This is a genomic window from Psychrobacter sp. Rd 27.2, assembly GCF_001921755.1.
Classification (GTDB): Bacteria; Pseudomonadota; Gammaproteobacteria; order Pseudomonadales; family Moraxellaceae; genus Psychrobacter; species Psychrobacter celer.
Genome location: NZ_MRYB01000046.1, coordinates 1 through 682 on the forward strand (window position 1 = coordinate 1; position 682 = coordinate 682).

Sequence of the window (682 nt, forward strand, 5' to 3'; positions counted from 1 at the left end):
ATAACTTCTTTCAATAGTGTCATAGTGACTATTTACTTCTACACCAACGTTTTTAATGTTTTCTATCATGCCAAACCTCCGTCTTTTCACTATGTACATCGTTCCATATGTCAAAACCAATCCTACGATGCGCCATAAGGTGCCAGATTAAACGATGCCCTTGTTTGCGATAAATACTGCCTTTAAAGTATCTTTCTAGAAGGTATTCGACGTTGGTATTGCCTCGTAATTCTATATCTTGTAAAAGGGCGTTTACCTCTTGCTCATTCACAGCAAGGTTTCTATATCTCATAAGGAAGTTGATATTATCTAGAGCAAGGTGTCTAATCCTATCCTCATCATAAATAGTAAATCTAAACCCTTGTTCTTTACAAAATTTTATCGCTGCTTTCCATTTATCAGACCAGTCTCGCCAATTGGCTTGCCATTCTTCTTTTGGTTTGACTTCTACTAATAACGATGGTCCTGACCTCGATTTTATCTGTATAAAAAAGTCTGGCGTATAAGTGTAATTACGACCGTTCTTCTTGAAGGGAATAGAGATAGGCTGCGATACAATATCTAATACATCCTCTGTGAAGGTATAGTAGGTTAAAAAGTCGCGCTCTAATGAGGATTCGAAAGGTACATTTGAGTCTTTAAATGTCACATGTCCTGAGATACTTCTACGAGTTGGTTTTAT

The 682-nt window shown here is 37.0% G+C and carries 1 protein-coding gene; it reads right to left on the reverse strand.

Annotated elements, in window-relative coordinates; translation table 11 throughout:
* Window positions 1-52: 52 nt before the first annotated feature.
* A partial coding sequence (locus BTV99_RS12535) for a heteromeric transposase endonuclease subunit TnsA (protein ID WP_075102678.1) occupies window positions 53-682 on the reverse strand: 630 nt, incomplete at its 5' end.